Consider the following 20921-nt stretch of genomic DNA (forward strand, 5'->3'; position numbering starts at 1 on the left):
CGTTCGTTCCTGTGAACCTGCGCGCCTGGGGCGATACCAGCGACTGCTCTGGGCACGGAGGGATCACGGCTCGTTGAGCTCGAACTTCATGGCGCGAAGTGGCAATCGCGCGCGTGAGCCGCGGCCTCATCCTGAGGCCACTCGCTGCAGTGGTGCACGTCACGCAGATAGGGAGCGGCGATAGCTGACGCTGCGAAGTCATCCGGCCGGATGTCGGCGACAAGCAGTGCCTCGGACCTGCTGTCGGCAGTGGCCAGAAGGGTGCCGTCGGGGGCGGCGATCGCCGACAGGCCAGCATAGCAGAAAAGATCGTCGGCGCCGCAGTGGTTCACATAGGCGACGAAAACCTGGTTCTCGAAGGCGCGGACCGGGATCATCTTGCGGGCAATGAGCTCGGCGTGGCCAGTTGCGGGCAGGGCCGTCGGCACCGCGATGAGATGCGCGCCGGCGAGTGCCAGGCGGCGCACGTTTTCGGGAAATTCGACATCGTAGCAGATGAGGATACCGATCCGGAGGCCGCCATACTCGATGATCGAGACCGACGGGTATCCGGCAGTAAAGATGCCGCGTTCGTAGTCGCCGTAGAGGTGCGTCTTGCGGTAGACGATGGGAGGATTCTGGCCATCGACGAAGACGGCGCTGTTGTGGATCTCCTCCTCTGCCATTTCGGCAAAACCGGCAATGATGGCGATCTTCAACTCGCTCGCAACCAGGGCAAGCCGGGTGACAAGATCGCCACCGGGTGTTTGCGCCAGCATGCGCATGTCATCTCCCGCGCCGTAGCCGGGGAGCGCGAGTTCGGGCGCGATCAGAAGACTTGCGCCGGCGGCAGCCGCGGCGCGCGCGGCCTCTTCGATCCGCGCAAGGTTGGCTTCCTGATCGCCGGCCACCGCGCGCGTTTGAATGGCGGCGATACGCATCAGCTCTCGTCCAAAGCGCCCAGCAGCTTGCGCAGATCGCTGAACCTCGCAACGAGCGCGAAGACCAGCGCGGCAATCGCCGCAAAGAACACTGAGACCGAAGCCATGACCGGCGTGTAGCCGTAGCGCAGCGCGTTGAAAATCTTGATGGGCAGCGTTTCCACGGTGAAGCCGACCGTCATGTAGGCCACAATGTATTCGTTGAGAGACAGAACGAAGGCGAAGGCATAGCCGGAAATCAGATAGGGCAAGATCAGCGGCAGCACGACGGTTCGAAGCGCTGTCCGGCTGTTTGCGCCCATGGTCGAAGCCGCCTCCACCAGCGAGCGGTCGATAGCGGAGAAGCCGAGCGACAGCGTGACCAGGGGTAGCGTCACAAAAAAGATCGCGTGGCTGATGACCGCTGTCCATGGCGCGCCGTAGGAGCCGGCCATCGCCCAGAAGGTCAGCATGCCGAGCGCCGTGATGACCGGCGGCAGGATGAAAGGCGCCACGCCGAGAAGACGGAAGATATTCGCCCACGGCGCCATGTGCCGCCAGACAAACCAGGCGAGCGGCAGTGCAACGAGCACGGCGAGCGCAGCGGAAAGCCCTGCCAGCACGAGCGATGCGACGAGAGCTGCCCGCCAGCCCGGATCGGTGAAGATCTCGCCGTACCAGGCGAGCGAGAAGCCCTGAGGCGGGAATGTGAGAGATCGCTGCTCGTTGACGGATACGCCGGCTACAACCGCCAGCGGTGCCGCCAAGAAGACCGCGACCGGGGCGAAGCTGAGCCCGCGCAGGAATTTGCTGGTCATATCGTGGCCTCCTTGCGGCCGCCGATGAGCAGGGTCAGCCCGACCAGCGCCAGCGAGATCAGCACCAGGAACACCGCCATGGCGGCAGCAAATGGCATGTTCGACTGATAGATCGCCTGGTCGGTGATGAGCACCGACAATGTCCAATGCTGCGGCCGGCCGAGGATCTGCGGCAGCAGATAGCAGCCGAGCGCAAAGACGAAAACCATGACCAGCGTGGCGACGATCGTGTTCCGGAGCGCCGGCACGATGATGCCGAGGAAGCCTCGGGCAGGCGAAGCGCCAAGGGTGCGAGCGGCTTCGAGGAGTGTCGGGTCGAGCCTGACCAAGCCGGGGTAGAGAACCAGGATCGTGTAAGGCAGCGCCTGGTACACCATGGCCGTCAGCACGGCGCCGAAGCCGGGCAGCAGCGCCCGCGGTTCGGCCATGAGGCCGGCCGCCACAAGCAGGTTGGTGACGCCCGCCGTACGCGAGAACAAGATCGACCAGGCAAAGCCGGTAATGACCTCGGACAGCGACAGCACCGACAGCAGACAGACGAGCCACACGACCTGCACGCGCCGGGATGTCTGCGTGAGCAGGTAGGTGAAGGGAACGGCGATCACCACGCAGGCGATGGCGACAGTGACGGCCAGCATCAGCGAGAAGCCGAGCACGCCTGCGAAGAACGCGCTGACGAAGCGGGCGTAATTGTCGAAAACGAAATCGGGTGTGTAGAACCCGCCCTGCTGCCGCTGGAAGAAGCTGACGGCGATCATGGTCGAGAAGGGCACCACGAAAAAGACGATGAGCATGATGGCCGGGAAGACCAACGGTGCGCAGTCGGCAACGGTACGGGGCGGCTCGCGTTTCATTGCTTGAGCACCACGCAGCATTCGGCCGGCAGCACGACTCCGACGTCCCCGCCGGCTTCGAAACTGCCGCGCTCGCGCGGCGTCGAGACTGCGACGATGGTCGTCCCGCTCACATCGATGAAGGTCTCTATGGTCCCGCCGAGGTCGCGCACGAAGGTGACCTTCCCGGACATCGCGCCATCGGTGCCTCGTATGAGGCGCACGTCCTCCGGGCGGATCGAGACAAGGCCACTCGCCATTCCGTCCGGCAGCGATAGGCCCGGAATGGTGTGGCCGAGAGCGAGTGTGCGTTTGGCGGCATCAGCCTCGACCTGAAGCAGGTTGGTCGAGCCGATGAAGTCCGCCACGAATGCATCGGCAGGTTTGCGATAGATCTCGAGCGGCGAAGCTATCTGCCGGATCCTGCCGTCGCCCATGACCACGACCAGGTCAGCCATGGTCATGGCCTCGCGCTGGTCATGCGTGACGACGATGGTGGTAATGCCGAGCTTTCGCTGCAGCTGCCGAAGCTCCACCTGCATGGCTTCGCGCAGCTTGGCGTCCAGGGCCGAAAGCGGCTCGTCGAGCAGGAAGAGAGACGGCGACACCGCCAGCGCACGGGCGATCGCCACGCGCTGGCGCTGGCCGCCCGAAAGCTTGGAGACTGATCGGTCGGCGTAGCCGCCAAGGTGGATGGAGGCGAGGAGTTCCTCGACCCGCTGCTTCTGCTCCTGCTTTCCCGCGCCGCGGATGCGCAACGGATAGGCGATGTTCTGGCCGACCGTGAGATGCGGGAACAGCGCCAGCGACTGGAAGACCATGCCGAGATTGCGCTTGTGGGTAGGCATCCGCGTCAAGTCCTCCCCATCGAGACGGATGGTGCCGACGGTCGGCTCCTCAAGGCCTGCGATCATGCGCAGGAGCGTGGTCTTTCCGCAGCCCGACGGTCCGAGTAAGCAAACGAACGTGCCGTGCGGCACATCGAGGTCGACCTCATCTACCGCGGTGACGTTGCCGAACTGCTTCGACAGCTTGTCGAGTTTCAAACCGTTCATGACCAATCCCCGCCTCGCGTGATCATTCCTGTCCTTCCGACCCGCTCTGCGGACCGGAAAAGATGCGTCGTCAGCCGGCGATCAGTTCCGTCCACTTTTGGTTCAGCCAGTCGGATTTCGTCTGATAAAGATCGTAGCGCGGTACCACCGGGTCTATGTCCGACGCCACGGCTGCGAATTCCTTGTCCGTCAGGTCGAGCGTGTCGCGCTTCAATGTCGGCGCGGTGCCGACATTGCGCGACAACAGCGCCTGGGTCGCCGGCCGGCTCATGTAATCGATGAAGACATGGGCCTCATCGACCTTGGTCGATGCGCGCGACAGCACCCAATTGCCGGAGTCCTGGATGCCGCCCTCCTTCGGGAAAGTGGAGCGGACCGGATGGCTGTCGGCGGCGGCAAGGCCGGTGACGTCATGATAATACTGGCCCATCGGGATCTCACCCGACTTCAGCGCCTGCTCGAACTGCGCCTCGTCGCGATACCACAGCCGCACGTTGGGCTTTAGCTCGGCGAGCTTTTCGAAGGCTTTGAGCAGGCCAGCCTCGGTGTCGAGCGCACTGGTGCCGCCCATGAAGGTCTTGGCCGTCACCTCCAGCAGGAAGGAGTTCGTAGCCAGCGCCAAAAGGCCGAGCTTGTCCTTGTTGGCCGGGTCCCAGAGTGCAGCCCAGGAATCGGGCGCTTGCGGGTAGGTGTCGGTGTTGGTCACCAATGTGACGTACCATGCGACTGCCCCGACGCCGGCGATGCGGCCATCCGGGTATTTGGAAATGAAACGGTCGAGCAGGTCGCCGTAATTCGCGATCCTGGACGGGTCGAGCGGCGCCCAAAGCTCGGTCTCCAGTCCCTTCAGGGTGGGCACTTGCGCCATCATCGAAAGGTCGGCCGGGGCTTGTCCTGCCCGGGCGGCCTGCTCCATCTGCACCAGCCAGGCCTCGCCGGTGGGCTCGGCGATCGATTCAACCGCTATGCCGGTGGCCTTGCTGAATTCGGGAAAGATGTTCTTGTCGAACGAATCCTTGAAGTAACCGCCATAGACGCCGACCTTCAGCGATTTCTCCTGGGCACGCAGGACCGCAGGCATGGCCAGCATGCCCGCAGCGGCCAGGCCCAGCCTCAGGACAGAACGCCGGCTGGCGTGATTTGCATAAATATTCATTTTGATTTTCCTCTACAAAGATTATGTTTCTTGTCGCCGTTGTCGCGCCAAATGCCTTCTTTAAGCCCGCCTGCACTCGCGGGTGGGTTGAAAAGCCATCAAGCTCGGAAACTCTTAGGGGCGCGTCTTCGATATCGGGTTCGATTTGCAAGGCGTCAGAAATCCAGTCGTTTTCTGGCGCCACCATTGGCGGTGAGATGTTTCACTGCTTTGTCGGATTTCCACGCCACGGTTTCATTTGTGTCATTCCGTCGGTGAAGTTGGTTCTGAGCATCCGCAGACCCGCCGATCCAAATGAAACCGTCGAAAGCCCGCTGGCGTGATGTGCGCCTCGGCTCTTGATCGCTAAGCGCCGTCTTGCAATGCAGATATTCGCTACGCGACATGCACCGTGCGCTGTCTCGGCTTGATCGCGGTGGCCAGCAGCAAGCCGGCGACGATAAAGGCTGCGCCATCTCGATCTGTTATGGCGTCGGAAGTCCGAGCCAGACGGACCTCATGACCGGGCGTCGGACACGAAACTTTTTTCGATAAAAGCTCGACCCGCTGTCGGGCTGGTAAAGTTCCGTTCGTCCTTAGGGGCGTCAGTTCCGTCAATCTAGAAGGGATAAATGATTATGCCGAACACCGTACGCTTGCACCGCGTTCTGGCTACCAGCCCAGAGAAAGTTTATCGTGCATTCATCGAGGCGGACGCGCTCGCCAAATGGCTGCCACCCAACGGCTTTACCTGCACGGTGCATCACTTCAAGCCAGAAGTGGGCGGCACGTTCAAGATGTCTTTCCGGAATTTCACAACGGGCGAGAGCCATGCGTTTGGCGGCGAATATGTCGAGCTCGTTCCGGGCGAACGCCTGCGCTACACGGACAAATTCGACGATCCCAACTTGCCTGGCGAGATGCAAGTGACCGTGACGTTAAAGAGAGTATCGGTCGGAACCGAGCTCGATGTAACGCAGGCAGGTATACCGGACGTCATTCCGGCCGAGGCTTGTTATCTCGGTTGGCAGGAATCGCTGCGAAACCTGGCAAGGCTGGTTGAGCCTGAGATCAATCAATAGCCGCATCACGATAGCGCGAAGGCCAGGTTCAGATCGTGTCGACAACGACTTGCGCGATCCGTTCCGGGACCTTCAGCCTCGCTGAGGTGTGCACCTGCTATGCCGAGCGATCTTTAGGCCAAAGTCGCATAGGATGCTGCAGACTATATCCGGTTGCGCACCGACATCATCGTGCGGCTGCCGACCAAGGAAGAGGCACGACAGCTCGCGCAATCCGAAACGCAGCCGATCGTGCTTCTGAAAAAGATCGACGTGGACATGAAAGGCACGCCGATCGCCTATTCCGAGACGGTCTGGCCCAGTGAGCGCGTGCAATTCTCGATAGACAACACCAGCCAGCTTTTGAATGTGCTTGCGCAGGCTTCGAACTCTCAAGAGTGAGGCTCTCTTCATCCTGCTCGGCTCGGCAGGGGAGCGGGACGACCAATTTGCCCGTTCAAAAGGTGGTTGGAATCCGACCGGGAGCGGCGTTCACCGGTGGACGTGGCGGTTGCGTCATAAACTGATGATAGCGGTCAGCTGCTCTAGCATCCGCTCTGGGATCAGAACCTGCCGCAGATGATCGCCGGCATCGCATATGCCGTAGAAGACGAGAACGCTCGTCAAAACGCAACGCGATCGGCTCCCTTGAGTTGAAGGATCTCGCGCGCCTCCGTGGGTGTGGCGACCGACAGGCCCAGCCCCTCGACGATGCCTCGCACTTTGACCACCTGCTCCGCATTGGTCTTGGCGAATTGGCCCGGCCCGAGCCATAGCGAGTCTTCCAGCCCGACACGGACGTTTCCTCCCATCGCAGCCGCCTGCGCCGCAATGCGCATCTGGTTCGCGCCCGCCCCCAACACCGACCACGAATAGGCATCGCCAAACAGCCGGTCGGCGGTTCGCTTCATGTGCATCACGTCCTCCGGGTGAGGACCTATTCCGCCGAGGATGCCGAACACGCTCTGCACGAAGAAAGGCGGTTTGACGATGTCCCGGTCGACGAAATGCGCAAGCGTGTAGAGGTGGCCGATGTCGTAGCATTCGACCTCGAAGCGCGTGCCGTTTTCGGCGCAGGTGGTCAGGATGTGCTCGATGTCCGCAAAAGTGTTCTTGAAGATGCGATCGCGCGAGCCTTCGAGATATGGCCGCTCCCAGTCGTGCTTGAATTCCGTGAAGCGATTCAACATGGGGTAGAGACCGAAGTTCATCGAGCCCATGTTGAGCGAAGCTACCTCCGGCTTGAAAGTGACGACAGGCTTCATGCGTTCCTGGATGGTCATGGTGGCCGCACCGCCGGTTGTGATGTTGACGACGCAGTCCGAGCGCTGCTTGATCACTTTCAGGAACGGCTCGAAGGCCTCCGGCGACTGGTCCGGTCGGCCGTTCTCGGGGTTACGCGCATGCAGGTGGACAATTGCCGCACCGGCATTCGCCGCACCGATGGCAGCGTCTGCGATCTCCTGTGCGGTCACCGGGATATGCGGCGACATCGACGGGGTGTGGATCGAGCCGGTCACGGCACAGGTGATGATCACTTTCCGAGTAGTCACGATGCTCTCTCCTGTCAGTGCATTGCAGTGACTGCGTCAGGCGCCCTTGGCGCCCACCGCAGAAATGTCCGAATAGGCCTTTTGTCCGGCCTGCCGCATGAACCCCTGGTCCGACGCTACGATAAAGGTCGTTGCGCCCATAGCGTGAAAGCGCGTCGCGTCTTCCGCGTTGGCCACCATCATCGCGACCGGCTTGCCGACTTTCCTGGCTGCCGCGATGATCCTCTCGCAGGTCGCCATGATCTGGGGTGCGTCCATGGCCTCAGCGCCGAGTGCCACCGTGAGGTCGCCACGTCCGATAAAAACACCGTCGAGACCGTCCGTCGCGACGATCGCATCGATCTCATCGAGCGCCTCGGGGTCTTCGATCATGGCAATGAAGGTGACAGCAGCGTCCTGAGCCTCGACATGCGGCCAGACGCCGGTCGCGCCGAAGTTGCCCGGCCGCTGTCCATCGGCCTGACGAGAAAAATCAAGTGGCCGATCGGACTGGGCGTTCTCGATGACGACGCAATCGAGATCCTTTATTGGACCGGCACGATCAGCCCTGTCGTGCATACCAATACCGTTCTGCGCAAACGCGCAGATCTGTTCAAGTCCGCAATGGGCCGCGCCTACATGGCCTTCTGTGATGACGAAGAACGAGAACGGCACATCGTTCGCATCCGGAAGAGCTTTTCCATGGAGTTTGGCGCCAAGGAAGAGCTGGCGTTTCGGAACCGCCTGGACCGTGTCCGGCGCGCAGGCTACGCCGTGCGTGACCCGCGCACTGAACCGCTTCGAATGACGACTCTCGGAGTTCCCATCATAGAAAGGGACAAGGTCGCGGCAGTGATGTCCGTATCATTCTTCAAGTCGTCGGTGGACCCCGGCAAGATCAAAGAAAATGTGCTGGCCCCCCTTCTCGATACGCGGACCAACATCGAGCATGCGCTGGATTTCATCCGCAATCGTGCCGGTCTGGATGCTTCGGTGCATCGCGAATATTCCGTTGCGCTGTAGCCAGGCCAACTTCACTTGCTTTCAAGGACCGGGTTGGTCGGCGGCGTGCCGCCTTCGAACCACGGCTCGAAACGCCGATAAGTGACTTTCCAGCCCCGTGGGGTGTTGACGAGCCGATCGGTCATGTAGGCGATCTGGATAGGAGGGTGCGTCGGGAGCACAGGTTTGCCATCCGCGGCGTACAGCATCAGTACCCAATGGCAGAGCGCCGTGTCGGGACCGCCGTCGAACATCGCCTGGAAATTTTGCACCGAATGGACAACCGTGCGAGCGCCCCGATCTTCCCGCCACTTGTAGAATGCGCGAATTTTCTCACGCCCTTCATAGGTCGTCGCCGACCCCGCGAATGTCGCATCCTCGGTGTAGTAGTCCGGTGCGTTTCGTCCCCAGTTCGTGTCGACGTCATGCCAGTAATCGACGATTAGCGCGTAGAGCACTTGCGTCAATTCAAGGCGCGCTTTCTCGATTTGCATGCTCCTGCCTTTTGAATCACGTCCGCGGCCGGGCTGGCCCCCGGTCGTTGCCAACATTTGTCCTGGAGACGAAGGGTTGGAACCTCCCTTTCCCCGGCTCGTCCTGGAATCTGCGATGCAGCAGTTCGCTGCGCGCCACTCCTTACGCCTGGTATCAGACGCGTCCCGCTCGCGCGGCTGTAACAGCCTTTGTTTTCGGTCCGTGAAATAGCTGTTTCAAGCACGTTGCCGGCACCGGATTGGTTTCGCGTCTGAGGCTCAGCGATAACCTGTCGCCGTTCACCGTCGACCGCGCTCGGACTTCAGCCCGAACGACTGCTCGTGGCGGATATGAGCATCCTGTTGCGCCGATCGTTCAGCATTGAAATTGTTGAGAAATTTACCCGATAGCGCTACCACAGATCCGTGGTAGCTAATCATTTCAACTACTTATTTTGATTTTGGTAGCGGGAGAGGGAAATGCACCCCGACCAAGTAAGCTGTTGATATCACGAGTCTATTCTCGCGACGATAGGTACCAAATGGTACCGGCTTTAGCAACCGGCGGCTCTGCGCCACTCCGATTTCCAGCAGTGAACGCAAGTTGAGAAATCAAACCACTCTGCACTAGCGGACAACCCATCTGCCTGCGGCGTCGAAATTAATCAGATATGCATCGGCATTTGCAAAGCCAACTGAATTGAAGAGTGCGTCCATCGCGGGACGAATGGCCTCGCGGTATGATTCATTGTCGCCAAAGTTATCGATCTGTTGAATTGGAAGCTCCAGGTCACTTCGATCTATCGGCCTTTGATCCTCCAAAAGAGGATCGTCGCGCAACCCGAGAAAAACGCCCCGCACTTCCTGCAGGCTAATCATCAGGGCAAACGGCGGTGATACCTCCAACTCTTCCAACGCGCGAATGTAAAGCGGGATACTCGGAAGCAGCGCTTCTCCGAAAGTCCGCATCGGTATCCGATGCATATGAGGACCACGCTCTCCAGCTCGTCCGTCGCGCGAGATTGGTACTTTCGTTGCCTCAATAATCCCGTTGCGAAAAATCTGTGTGTAACCGAAGCATTGATCCCCGCCGCGAATGTTGGCGAAGCCGTCAAAATTGATCGTCGGGGTATGTCCGGCCGCCCCCATAGGCAAAAGCAAATGATTGTTCTCCAGCGCTCTCACAAGGTCGATTTGTTGTTGGTTCGCAAAAGCCGACAAAGGCACGACGTGCAGCACCAGCCTTCCCAGGTCGTGGGCGAGTGGTACGATACCGTCTTTGGCAGCTAACCGTGCCAAGCGATTATTTCGATAAGCTACTAGTCGGTCTTGAAGGGTGGCGCCTGTGCCAAACAACGCCCGTAACTCTTCCACGCTGGCTTCGTGTGCGCCGACAGAGGTTCTAACAAAAAACCTGTTTGTCCCTTGCAACGTTACGCGGTGTGGGGGATTCCAACTCTTGGGAATGCGAGCGACGAAGACGTGTCCACCTGCTGCGATTGGGACTGCCTTCATTCGAATGCCGATGACACGTGGTTCAAGGCCCGCCCTGATGAGGTTCTCCATTCGTTGAAGTTCCTGATCGGCATCGCCTCCGTAAGGCGATTTGCGGATGGGGAGGCCAGCATTCTCCTCAATACCTATGACTAGATGACCACCGGAGGAGTTTGCGAACGACGACAGGTCTTTGAGCAACTCGCGCCGATCTGCGTCGGCATTTCCGTAAGGGTCGCGTTTGTATTCAATCAAAAGGCCTTCCCGAACTGTATCACGCACCAGTTCATCAAGGTCTGCTTCACTGATCTGATCAAAGTCTGCACGCGCAATCGGCATGGGTTCCCTCGATTTCGTAGGCGCCAGACGCTCAGTCCTACGCTCGTCCCTCTAGTGCTACAACTCCGCATTGCTTATGCTTCCCGGGATTCGCAAAAAGGCTGAGTTCCGATGAAGTCATACGAAGAGCTTTTCACTATTTCAAAGCAGCTGGCTGAGGCCGCTAGCCTCGGCGACGACGACGCGCTGATAGCGCCGTTAGAACTCCTTGATAAGACCGCTAGCGAAGTAGGCCGCTCCTTCTCAGGATCGTGGCTGGGGTATCATTCTCGCGTTTACTACAACGACTTGCAGCCCCCGCCGCCCGGGGCCAATTTCAGCCAAGAGTGGGGTTTGAAAGAACTTTACGGAGGCACACTTGGTTCGAAGGGGAATTGGCGTCAGTTTGATGCCGAAGATGTGAAGGCCAAGATACGCGATATGGCCAAGAATCCTGACCTAAGCCAAGCCCGAGAGGCCGCCGACGCTGCAGCCGCGATATTTGACAATGCAAAATCTGACATTTTGTCAATTCTGGAAACGGAAGCAGATCGCGCGGATGAATTTCTTAGCGTGCAAAAAAAACTGCTCGAACAAATGGGGCCTAGGTCGCCAGTAGAAATCCAACAGATTTGGTCACCCAATGCGCAAATCATGACCCGCGATACGACTGCTCTTGGACAAGGTACGGAGGCTCCGCCTCATATCCAGATCATGTCTGAGGTCAAATCGATTCGTAATGCCTTCGATATTTGCAAGAAGGGATCGACAATAAGCGCAAAACTGGCTTCGCACTTAGAGCGGAGAAGCAAGAAGGCAGTTGAGGCGGCACGAGTGGGTACGAACGTATTTATTGGCCATGGCCGCTCCTTGTTGTGGCGCGAATTAAAGGATTTCGTCCAAGACCGGCTACGCCTGCCCTGGGATGAGTTTAATCGTATCCCCGTTGCTGGCTTCACTAACATCGCCCGTCTTGCCGAGATGCTAGACGCTGCGGCCATTGCGTTTTTGGTGATGACTGCGGAAGACGAAATGGCGGACGGAGAAATGCAAGCCCGGATGAACGTCATTCACGAGGCGGGCCTGTTCCAAGGTCGCCTCGGATTTTCCAAAGCGATTTTGCTGGTGGAAGAAGGGTGTGCAGAGTTCAGCAACGTTCAGGGCCTAGGCCAGATAAGATTCCCGAAGGGGAAGATTGCTGCTTCGTTTGAGGAAATCCGCCGGGTAGTCGAGAGAGAAGGCTTGCTGGATTAGGGCAAAATGGTGCCAACGAGCGATTCTACGAACGATAACCAACCTAGAGCAGTCAAGGTTTCTCGCCCGGCATCGTTCGGCTGATAGAGTCGAGCCGATCGGTTTGTTCCTTGAGTTGGGCAAGCGTCGTATAGCCACGGGTACTCAGCGCCACAATTTCGATAATCATCCAAGCGACCCATTGGCTAAACTGGGCAACGTTTTCCTCCGTTACGTGGTGATGTGCGGCGCTGTGGACAGCTTTTGATCTGACGTCATAAAGTTGGCTGATTTGCTTTTTCAGGGATTTGTACTCCGAGAGGTTCGCATACCGAAAGCCACCATAAACTAGTATGCTGGCAAGTCCCGCCGAAACCGAATACGTTATTTCTTCCTTTTTCAGCGAGAAGAATGCTTCGACACAACTCCAGTATTTAACGATTCTCATGACAAGTGAGGAGTCTCGGTGGGCGTCCGAAAACCAGAAAATGGCTCTCACGATGGCATCTTCGAGTGGAGTTTTCTTCTCTTTTTGTAACATTGCAAACGCTATCTGCACCATTCTAATATCAGCCGATGCGGAAGACAGCTCTGTATCCACGGCAAACGGCTGACCTTTTGCGAATTTGTAGTGCGTTGTAAGACTGTTATCGATTTCGTCCCAAGACATCCACGCCGCTCGTCCCAAGGCGTCTTCCGGCGACATACTTATCCCCATCCGGAAAGCTGTGGCGCCTCCTTCGTATCTGGCTGCCGCCGCAATGGCGATCAGACCAACGGTCAAAGTAGCCTCGTTGGAAAACACCCGCTGAGCCACATTCGGAGTGCCGTGCGCAGACCCGAAGAGCCAAAGATTGCCGAGATTTATCTCCTGGATGGAAGAGATAGCGTCGGATTTGCGCGAAACGCCCATTGTATCTAGCAGAGGTTCTGGGTCTCGCAATATCGACATTGACCCGACTCGAAAGGGCTCATTCTTGTCGAGTGTGAGACCAAAGATTGGAACGATGAAATTATGTTTTCGAATAGTTGGGGTCAGACGATCCACTATGGCGTCCAGAACTTCACGGCCATTCTCTGGCCGAAGGCGATCCGAGAACCAATGTTCGACCGCTGCCTTCCATGCGCTCCAGATACTAGAGAATTCCGCTTTGCCGGAAAAAGTGTCTCGTTTGTCGAGCAGCTCGACGACGCTGATGAAATTCTTGAGCCCAATATCAGTTAAATACGCATACTTATTCTTGCCAAACTTTACCTCACGAGCAAGAGTCTTATCCTTCGGAATTTCGGCAAAAGAGGCAGGAACGGTAAAAGACTTCTTGTTGAATAAGGCATTCGCGTGGGAAAATAGGGTTCTTAGCTCCTTAGCCGTGAGGTCCCTCATTGATGCATGCCTGACGTCGTCAGTGAACGGTATCGTCTTAATGTCCTGGCGACCGATGTTGCGTGCCAGTTCCCGCCCCCGTAGGCCAGTATAAGACGTTCGTTCAGGAGCTTACACATGGATCTGATTGAGATGCCCTCTCTGTCATGAAGAGCGAGTTGCGGACCAATTTGCAAGGCGAAAAGATCGGCCTGTCCGGCGTATTTCGCTGCGAGCGAAGCAGCATTTTTGCCAAGTTTGGTTCCGCGAGCCTTCGATGCAGCGAGCGCATCCTTGGTTCGTTGGCTTATGCGGCGCGCTTCCTCCTCAGCCATTGCCGCGTATACGTGAAGCATGAACCTGTCGGCTTGTGGCATGTCCAGCGCAATGAAGTTGACACCTGATTCCATGAGGCCGGAAACGAAGAAAACGTTTCGGGCGAGGCGGTCGAGCTTCGCGATCAGTAGAGTTGCCTTGTGCTTTCGGCCATATGCGAGGGCATGGCCTAATTCAGGTCGGTTCGATTTCCGTCCGCTTTCAATTTCGACAAACTCTCGCGCCATTTCGCCGCCGTGACGGTCGATGAAATCGCGGACGGCGAAACGTTGGGCCTCTAGCCCCAATCCGCTTTCCCCCTGCTTGGCCGTCGAAACCCGGAAATAAGCTACGAATGTGTTATGTTGCTTGTCGGTGGCGGTTCCCATCCGATGCTCCCGTTAGAATCGATTATAAGAAGCCCGTATCACGCAAACGAACGTTTGCTTGTGTACAGATAATCACATTTTTGAGTATGTATAGGCTTCTGCTCTCCTATTTGATGCGCGAAGAGCCAATAGGCTTAAATCGACAAAGGTGACACTAACAGATTGATATTAAAGGATGAACTTGGCTGTCCGTGATTTATCCACACTCACAGAAGGCATATAAAGGGCAAAAATTGGAATTTCCTTTTGTTTACAACTGCTTATTTCTCAATCTGTTATGCTGTTGGGCTCTATAGCGATGATCGAGTGCATAAGGTGCATCTTTGAAACCGCAACCTAACAAATTGGTGGCAGATGGCGGATAAAGACGCGAGCGAGCGCATATTGGAGTTGCTTTGGAAGCATCTTGATGCTGTCCGAACGGATAAGCCCCTTTCAAGAGCTGAGATTGGAATTCTTTTACTGCTTCACCATGAAGCGGAGCGCCCCGGGGATTTCGTTACATTGAAAATAGCGGACATCGCAAAAAGGCTTGGCCGCACTAGCCCCGTCACGGTTCAGAAGGCGATTGGTTCGCTATCGGAACGTGGATTGCTACAAAGGGAGGGCTTCCGGGGAAAGCCTTACAAATTCAGAATACGCCTGCCCCGCGAACCTATGCGGCGGGTGCGGCGGATCAAGGTCAAAGGCCAATCCTAAACTGAGATATTCAGGAAACTGAGCATCCATGCCTCGCGCGCGTGCACGTATTCCTTATATGGTTCGAACAGGACTAGACGCTCTGCCCACATCATAAATATGACTATGTAGAGTGGAATTATGTATACGGCCAAATTCTCATGGAGAGAGCGAAGCGAGTGAAATGAGAATTTGGGGTGGATAGACCTCGCTGCGCTCCCGGAGGCCAGCGGACTTCTGAAATTGTCTTTCCGAAAAACCTGCCCAATATTTTCCGACATCAGGAGGATAGGGGGGTAGGTCCGCGATTTGCGATGAAATATTGGACTTCACAACTGAGGCTTCTAAACCCGACCATTCGGAACGACTGAGGTCGACTCCAAGCAGACCGATCGCTTCTCGCTATGCCCCGCCGATGGCGAAGTCGCCGTTAGGTGGACGCATAAACTTGACTGGTCGAGCGGATCAGATACCTTTCCATCTGTGCCTTGAGAAGAAGCGGCGCCAGGCATTGAGGACAGCCGCACCATAACCGACGACGGGTTTAGGTCCCTTACGTTGATGATAAGAAGAACCAGCGCCAGCTCAGAGCTGGCCATGCTGCAGAAACACTCCTCGAAAAGAAACCGGCTGTCACCCGTAGCGGCGTGACCGCGAATCTATGGAGAAAGTTATGCGGTTTGCATTGGTGAATGACGAGCGGCGCGAGGCCTCGCCTGGATTGGTAGGTTACTGTCAGGGTTGCTCGCAGGAGATGGTAGCAAAGTGCGGCACGCAGAGGGTGTGGCATTGGGCGCATCACGGCAACAGGAACTGCGATCCTTGGTGGGAGCCGGAAACCCCTTGGCACCGTGGGTGGAAAGACCAATTTCCTTCGGAACGGCAGGAAATTATCAGGCACGATGAGAAAGGTGAGAAGCACATCGCGGATGTGATGACCGAAAATGGTCTTGTCATTGAATTCCAGCACTCGCATTTGCCTTTGCAAGAGAAAGGTGCACGCGAAGGCTTTTATCGAAACATGGTTTGGGTCGTGGACGGGGCACGGCTAAAAGGAGACCACCCCCGATTTCTCAAAGGTGGCAGGCTTTTTAGCCCCACGTTTCTGAAGGGCGTTTTCACCATACGTAATCCAGGGGACTTTTTCCCAGTTGCTTGGCTTAGCTGCACTATGCCGGTGTTCTTTGACTTTGGGGTCGCCGTGAAATCGGACGATGCATCGGCTGCAAATGGTGAGACACTCTGGTGCCTGTTGCCCGGACGCGCGGAGGAGCACGCAGTGATAGTGGCAGTCTCACAGGCCAGCTTCCTGGACGCGGCTCGGAAGTGGGCCTGGATCGTTCCTGTTCGAGCAGTAATGGAAACGGTGGCCGCCAGGTTAAGGCAGGAACGGGCGCTTGCCGAGCGCGAAGCTCGGCTCTGGGCCTATGCACAACCTCCGTTCCGGAAACGAAGGTCGCGGTCGTTCCGTGGGCCCCGGCGATCGAGATACTAACCGCGTGCTGGAACTGACGCCCGAAGGCATCCACACCTATGGCTATACCGAATATGTCGAGCGAATGGGCAGGAGGCGCCGAGGTTGAATCCCGTTCGCAAGCTGCGCCGGGAAGCGCAAGTGGCGAAACCCTCGACTATGGGCCATTTCCGGTCCCGTGGGCACGCGTTTCAAGGTCGGGTGGTGTGCAGATGCCCTTGGGGCCCTTTGCGGCCGTTGGCGGGCGCTGAAATGGCCGTGGGCGCTGATTTGTCCTCGGCTTAGGCGGAAGGTCACTTGGCCCCCGTGAGGAATTCTAGCGAAAGGCCAGGGTATTGAACCTTCGAAATATGCTCGAAAAGGACATCGATGCTCGGACCGTTTCCGTATCGCTGGTCCATTGACTTCCGTTTCTGCCATCCGTTGATCGCTTCGCGAAATTCGACGGGCACGTTCGCGGCGCGCAAGGCGTCGTTGAAGTTGTTCCGCAAGCTATGGAACACCTGGCGTCGCGATTCCCAGATACCGGCGGCCTTGAGATTGGTCCGAAACCGTTTCGAGTAGACATCCGAAGGTTTCTCGCCCGCGCCGGCCGTCGCTTCAGGAAACACTCTGCCTTCCGCTCGCTTATCGAGCCATTCAAAAAATCCGCTTTGTTCGAAGATCGGATGAAGCGGAATGTTCCGAATAGCGCTTTTGCTTTTGACGCGCTTTCTGACGCCTTCCGAGTAGTCGCCGTGCTCCTGGTCAGTGACATGCACATATCTCACGCCGGTTTCTGTTATGCCGAAATCCGCTTTCTCAAGCTGCAAGATTTCGTTCATGCGCATTCCCGTCCAGAGCGAGATAATTGGTGCCCAATATCGATGACGCTTGATGATATTTGGTCCTGGCTTGTGGCAACCATGTTTGTCGTCAACGCAACCTTTGAATAGCGGTAGCGCAAAAAGTCGATTGAGTTCGACGATTGAAAACGTCTCGTACGTGGCTTCCTTCGAAAGATGCTTCTTACGTTGCTCGCGCGGGACGGGTATGGCTATCCCCAACCACGGATTGCTGGTTAGCCACTGCTCATTCAGGGCAAAATCGAATACGAACTTGATGACCTGCAGATGCTTTTGGGCTTCAATCCATCTGTTGGCGGGTGCGCCGGTAGCCTCCTCGTGCCGAGCGGCTGCGTCGGCCAAGCTGCAGCCTTTGTGGTGCTGTGTAGCATGCGATGGAATGCGAGGCAGAAAATCGGCGACCTTTCTGGCGTCGTCGCGGTTAATCATGTCCAACTCGAAGTTCGTTCCCAACAGCTCTTCCAGAACCCGGAAGGGAAGTCGATATTGGGCGGCGCGTGACTTCGTGACCATCCCTTCCCGCTGCGCCATGAAAGCGGATTTCAGATCGGCGAGAGTCTTGCCGCTGACTGCAGAACGCGGATGTCGCGGCTGCACGATATAGCCGCTTGGTGCGTCCAACGCGCAATAATCGATTCTAGGCGGGGAGCCGGTTGCCCATGACCGATAGCGACGATTGGCGAGCGCCAAATCGGCCCGCTCAATCAAACGGCAAAAACACTGAAAGCCGGGATGCTTCGTTAGTTCGTCCGGCCATCCAGACGCATTCAGTTGGTCTGCCTTCGACCGCGATAGCACGCCGTGTTCAACCAGCAATTCAAGTGCGCGGGGGTCCGTGGTGCGCGTTGTCCCGGACGCTTCTCTCATTGCCTGCTGGCAATCTTCTGCCGCTGCGTCCAATAATTCGTTGTAGTCGGGGTCTTCGGGGTCGAGCAAATAGGCACCTGTTTGCTGGTTCTCTTGATCGCGCTTATTGAAATACCAAAGGCCAATTTGCTGTGCCCGCGTCGTGTCGAGATTGAGGGCCGATGGTTCATTGACAGCGCCGCGGTCGCCGTGCGCGTAAAGGTCTTCCAACTTCCGCAATTCGGTATTGGTCCTAACCGCAAAGAGGCCAGCACGCTCCTTAGCTGTCTTTGCGTCAGAGTGAGATATGCGCTCAATCCAAGCCGTCTTCCCCGCAAGGCGGACAAGGTGCTTCGGGACGTTGCGTTTGAGCTTCTGTTCGGAGCCGGTGCCGACGAGGTATAGGGGTTTCGCCATGTCTTCCATTCCTCGCAGTGTACCGGCAAAAGGTACCGGGGGCGAGAACGGAATCTTTTTGAAATCAATCGCTTATAATCAGATCAATCCCTTAGGGTGGGATTGGTAGCGGGAGAGGGACTTGAACCCCCGACCCCAGGATTATGATTCCCGTGCTCTAACCAACTGAGCTACCCCGCCAGGGCGGCGAAGGCCCGAAATCCGCCTTAAATCAGAAGGCATGTCGAAGCGTTCGCCAAGGTCGGGCGGATATAAGGTTGGGAGGCCAAGCCTGTCAAGCATCGATGCAGCCGGCATATTCTATCGCTTCGGGCCGGATACCGGAATCGATTTCGGAAAGCACGATGCGAAGGTTCAAAGTCGTGAGGCGCGAATCTTTGTGCGTCCAAGCGGACGCGGGTCGCTCCAATTGCCGAAAAGCTTTGCCGGGCAGGAATTTGAGCTGAAATGCCGGGGTTGAGTTCGGCGGAGTGCGCCGCTATGTCTCGGCCACGAAATTCTAGAGTTGGAATTGATGAAACCGCGCATTGCAGTCCTCGGTTGCGGATACTGGGGCAGCAACCACATCCGCACCCTCAAGGCGCTCGGCGCGCTATATGCGGTTTCGGACGTCAACCCCGCCCGCGCCGAAGGCTTCGCCAGTGAGCAGGATTGCCTGGCGATCGAGCCGGAGGCGCTGTTTGCTCGAAAAGACATCGACGCGATCGTCATGGCGCTGCCGCCGCAGTTCCATGCCGATATGGCGGTGAAGGCAGTCAAGGGCGGCAAGGACGTGCTTGTAGAAAAGCCGATCGCGCTGACGGTGGCGGATGCCGAGCGTTCGGTGAAGGCGGCGGCCGACAATGGCCGCGTCTTCATGGTCGGCCATGTGCTGCGCTTTCATCCAGCCTTCGAGACGTTGAAGGCGCTGATCGACAATGGCGAGCTCGGCGAAGTGCGCTATATCCATTCGCATCGGCTCGGGCTCGGCAAGTTCCACACCGAGAACGACGCGCTGTGGGACCTGGCGCCGCACGATCTGTCGATGATTCTCGCCATCACCGGTACGGAACCGATCGAGGTGCGCGGCGAGGGGGCAGCGCTCCTCGACAATCTCAGCGATTTCGCACATCTGCATATGCGCTTTCCCAATGGCCTACGCAGCCATCTCTTCGCGTCGCGGCTCAATCCTTACCGGGAGCGGCGGCTGACCGTGGTCGGCACCAAGGCGATGGCGGTGTTCGACGATGTCGAGCCGTGGGAACGCAAGCTCGCCGTCTACCGCCACGCGGTATGGCAAGACAGCGGCCAATGGGCTTTCACCACCAACGAGCCGTCCTATGTGGCGGTGGGCGAGGGCATGCCGCTGACGCGAGAGCTCGAGCATTTCATCCAGTGCATCGAGACGCGGGCAGAACCGCGCACCAGCGGTGAGGAAGCCATCAGGGTGCTGCGCATCCTGACCGCCGGCACGATTACCCACACCGGATCATCTTCCCGAGAGAACAGTGCCGCTGTATTAGAGCCTGGTCCGTCCCGATAGAATCGGGATCGTGGTCTATTCGGCGGGAACCTGCGCCGGCCGGATCGCCAGCCGCGTCAGCATCGCCTCGGCCTCGGCGCCACGCTCGGAACGCTCGATGAAGCCGCCGCCGAAGACGCGGGCCTCGTTGCCATCGTCGGAATAGAGCACGCAGGCCTGGCCGGGCGCGATGCCGGACTCGCCATCGACCAGTTCCACCCAGGTGATGCCGGCATTGTGATGCAGCACGGCTGGGCGCGGCGGGCGTGTCGAGCGGACCTTTGCGAAAAGCTCAAGCCCGGCCGCTGGGATGTCTGACAGTGCAGCGTCGCCCAGCCAATTCATGTCGCGCAAATAGATCTTGTGCGTCTCCAGCGCCTCGCGCGGGCCAACGATGACACGGGCCTGGTCGGCGTCGAGATGGACGACGTAGAGCGGCTCGCCTGAGGCGATGCCGATGCCGCGGCGCTGACCGATCGTGTAACGCAAAATCCCTTCATGGCGGCCGAGCACGCGGCCATCGATATGGACGATGTCGCCAGGATTGGCAGCAGTCGGCTTCAGCTTGGCGATGATGTCGGAATATTTGCCCTGCGGCACGAAGCAGATGTCCTGGCTGTCCTGCTTGGCGGCGACCGTCAGCCCCATTTCCTCGGCGATGGCGCGAACCTGCGGCTTCGACAGGCCGCCGAGCGGAAAGCGTAGATAGTCGATCTGCGCCTGCGTGGTGGCGAACAGGAAATAGCTCTGGTCGCGGTCCGCGTCGACCGGCCGATACAGTGCGCGATGAGCGCCGTTGGCGCCGGAGCGGATATAATGACCGGTGGCCAGCGCATCGGCGCCGAGCTCCTTAGCGGTCGCCAAAAGATCGGCGAATTTCACCGTCTGGTTGCACGAAACGCAAGGGATCGGCGTTTCGCCGGCCACATAGCTCTCGGCGAAGGGGTCGATCACCGCCTTGCGGAAACGCTCCTCATAATTGAGCACATAATGCGGAATGCCGAGCGTCTCGGAGACGCGGCGGGCATCGTCAATGTCCTGGCCGGCACAGCACGAGCCGGCCCGGTGCGTTGCCGCGCCATGGTCGTAGAGCTGCAGCGTGACGCCGACGACATCATAGCCTTCGCGCTTCAGAAGGCCGGCAACGACCGACGAATCGACGCCGCCCGACATGGCGACAACGATGCGGGTGTTTTCGGGACGTCCGGGAAGATCGAGGCTGTTCATGGTTCTTTCGTTC

18 protein-coding genes, 1 tRNA gene and 1 pseudogene are annotated in these 20921 nt (G+C 58.1%); 6 read left to right on the forward strand and 14 right to left on the reverse strand.

Annotation, left to right across the window (positions count from 1 at the left end; genetic code table 11):
* Positions 1-86: 86 nt before the first annotated feature.
* The 5 genes from AC0L26_RS00465 to AC0L26_RS00485 all read right to left on the reverse strand — a co-directional run bounded on the left by AC0L26_RS00465 (position 87) and on the right by AC0L26_RS00485 (position 4761).
* Complete coding sequence (locus tag AC0L26_RS00465) at positions 87-923, reverse strand: carbon-nitrogen hydrolase family protein (protein ID WP_473631504.1); 837 nt, start codon at positions 921-923, stop codon at positions 87-89.
* Positions 920-1717: an ABC transporter permease gene (locus AC0L26_RS00470; protein ID WP_473630768.1), complete on the reverse strand. Its 798-nt coding sequence runs from the start codon at positions 1715-1717 to the stop codon at positions 920-922. The genes AC0L26_RS00465 and AC0L26_RS00470 overlap by 4 nt, the downstream gene beginning before the upstream one ends.
* Complete coding sequence (locus AC0L26_RS00475) at positions 1714-2571, reverse strand: ABC transporter permease (RefSeq protein WP_473630769.1); 858 nt, start codon at positions 2569-2571, stop codon at positions 1714-1716. Before AC0L26_RS00475 ends, AC0L26_RS00470 begins: the two co-directional genes overlap by 4 nt.
* Positions 2568-3605 carry an ABC transporter ATP-binding protein gene (locus tag AC0L26_RS00480; RefSeq protein ID WP_473630770.1) on the reverse strand — a complete coding sequence of 346 codons (1038 nt, stop codon included), beginning with the start codon at positions 3603-3605 and terminating at the stop codon, positions 2568-2570. Before AC0L26_RS00480 ends, AC0L26_RS00475 begins: the two co-directional genes overlap by 4 nt.
* Before the next feature lie 70 nt (positions 3606-3675).
* Entirely contained in the window at positions 3676-4761 is a 1086-nt protein-coding gene (locus tag AC0L26_RS00485; RefSeq protein ID WP_473630771.1) for an ABC transporter substrate-binding protein, read from the reverse strand.
* A gap of 617 nt (positions 4762-5378) precedes the next feature.
* Here AC0L26_RS00485 and AC0L26_RS00490 point away from each other — a divergent pair.
* Together AC0L26_RS00490 and AC0L26_RS00495 are read left to right on the forward strand one after the other, a co-directional pair.
* Positions 5379-5822, forward strand: coding sequence for an SRPBCC family protein (locus AC0L26_RS00490; RefSeq protein ID WP_473630772.1), 444 nt, complete (start codon positions 5379-5381; stop codon positions 5820-5822).
* 153 nt (positions 5823-5975) lie between these two features.
* Positions 5976-6203: a UTRA domain-containing protein gene (locus AC0L26_RS00495; RefSeq protein WP_473630773.1), complete on the forward strand. Its 228-nt coding sequence runs from the start codon at positions 5976-5978 to the stop codon at positions 6201-6203.
* 221 nt (positions 6204-6424) lie between these two features.
* On the opposite strand, the gene kce is transcribed toward AC0L26_RS00495, so the two are convergent.
* Together kce and AC0L26_RS00505 are read right to left on the reverse strand one after the other, a co-directional pair.
* The gene (kce, locus tag AC0L26_RS00500; RefSeq protein ID WP_473630774.1) at positions 6425-7354 is read right to left on the reverse strand and encodes a 3,5-dioxohexanoate:acetyl-CoA acetone transferase; all 930 of its coding nucleotides are present in this window, start codon (positions 7352-7354) and stop codon (positions 6425-6427) included.
* A 36-nt stretch (positions 7355-7390) separates the two neighbouring features.
* Entirely contained in the window at positions 7391-7912 is a 522-nt protein-coding gene (locus AC0L26_RS00505) for an aldolase/citrate lyase family protein (RefSeq protein ID WP_473630775.1), read from the reverse strand.
* Between AC0L26_RS00505 and AC0L26_RS00510 the strand changes: the two are divergent.
* Positions 7799-8356, forward strand: a pseudogene (locus AC0L26_RS00510) (IclR family transcriptional regulator domain-containing protein); the annotation flags it as partial. The gene AC0L26_RS00505 and the pseudogene AC0L26_RS00510 sit on opposite strands and share 114 nt — an antisense overlap.
* Before the next feature lie 11 nt (positions 8357-8367).
* Here the strand turns inward: AC0L26_RS00510 and AC0L26_RS00515 are convergent.
* Both AC0L26_RS00515 and AC0L26_RS00520 read right to left on the reverse strand, forming a co-directional pair.
* Complete coding sequence (locus AC0L26_RS00515; protein ID WP_473630776.1) at positions 8368-8829, reverse strand: nuclear transport factor 2 family protein; 462 nt, start codon at positions 8827-8829, stop codon at positions 8368-8370.
* Positions 8830-9435: 606 nt separating this feature from the next.
* Complete coding sequence (locus tag AC0L26_RS00520) at positions 9436-10641, reverse strand: AlbA family DNA-binding domain-containing protein (protein WP_473630777.1); 1206 nt, start codon at positions 10639-10641, stop codon at positions 9436-9438.
* 111 nt (positions 10642-10752) lie between these two features.
* Between AC0L26_RS00520 and AC0L26_RS00525 the strand changes: the two genes are divergently transcribed.
* The gene (locus tag AC0L26_RS00525; protein ID WP_473630778.1) at positions 10753-11874 is read left to right on the forward strand and encodes a TIR domain-containing protein; all 1122 of its coding nucleotides are present in this window, start codon (positions 10753-10755) and stop codon (positions 11872-11874) included.
* Positions 11875-11926: 52 nt separating this feature from the next.
* Here the strand turns inward: AC0L26_RS00525 and AC0L26_RS00530 are convergent, their stop codons facing one another.
* Positions 11927-13237, reverse strand: a complete 1311-nt coding sequence (locus tag AC0L26_RS00530) for a hypothetical protein (protein ID WP_473630779.1) — start codon at positions 13235-13237, stop codon at positions 11927-11929.
* Positions 13234-13920: a recombinase family protein gene (locus AC0L26_RS00535; protein WP_473630780.1), complete on the reverse strand. Its 687-nt coding sequence runs from the start codon at positions 13918-13920 to the stop codon at positions 13234-13236. Before AC0L26_RS00535 ends, AC0L26_RS00530 begins: the two co-directional genes overlap by 4 nt.
* 1351 nt (positions 13921-15271) lie before the next feature.
* Here AC0L26_RS00535 and AC0L26_RS00540 point away from each other — a divergent pair.
* Positions 15272-16093 (forward strand): competence protein CoiA, encoded by an 822-nt coding sequence (locus AC0L26_RS00540; RefSeq protein ID WP_473630781.1) that lies wholly within the window; start codon positions 15272-15274, stop codon positions 16091-16093.
* A gap of 272 nt (positions 16094-16365) precedes the next feature.
* Here AC0L26_RS00540 and AC0L26_RS00545 read toward each other — a convergent pair whose 3' ends face one another.
* Both AC0L26_RS00545 and AC0L26_RS00550 read right to left on the reverse strand, forming a co-directional pair.
* Positions 16366-18180, reverse strand: a complete 1815-nt coding sequence (locus AC0L26_RS00545; protein ID WP_473630782.1) for a site-specific integrase — start codon at positions 18178-18180, stop codon at positions 16366-16368.
* 103 nt (positions 18181-18283) lie between these two features.
* Positions 18284-18360, reverse strand: a tRNA-Met gene (locus tag AC0L26_RS00550).
* A 334-nt stretch (positions 18361-18694) separates the two neighbouring features.
* Here AC0L26_RS00550 and AC0L26_RS00555 point away from each other — a divergent pair.
* Positions 18695-19702, forward strand: a complete 1008-nt coding sequence (locus tag AC0L26_RS00555; RefSeq protein WP_473630783.1) for a Gfo/Idh/MocA family protein — start codon at positions 18695-18697, stop codon at positions 19700-19702.
* 15 nt (positions 19703-19717) lie between these two features.
* On the opposite strand, the gene mnmA is transcribed toward AC0L26_RS00555, so the two are convergent.
* Positions 19718-20908: a tRNA 2-thiouridine(34) synthase MnmA gene (gene mnmA / locus AC0L26_RS00560; RefSeq protein ID WP_473630784.1), complete on the reverse strand. Its 1191-nt coding sequence runs from the start codon at positions 20906-20908 to the stop codon at positions 19718-19720.
* Positions 20909-20921: the final 13 nt, after the last annotated feature.

Source organism: Mesorhizobium sp. WSM4823 (assembly GCF_055811195.1).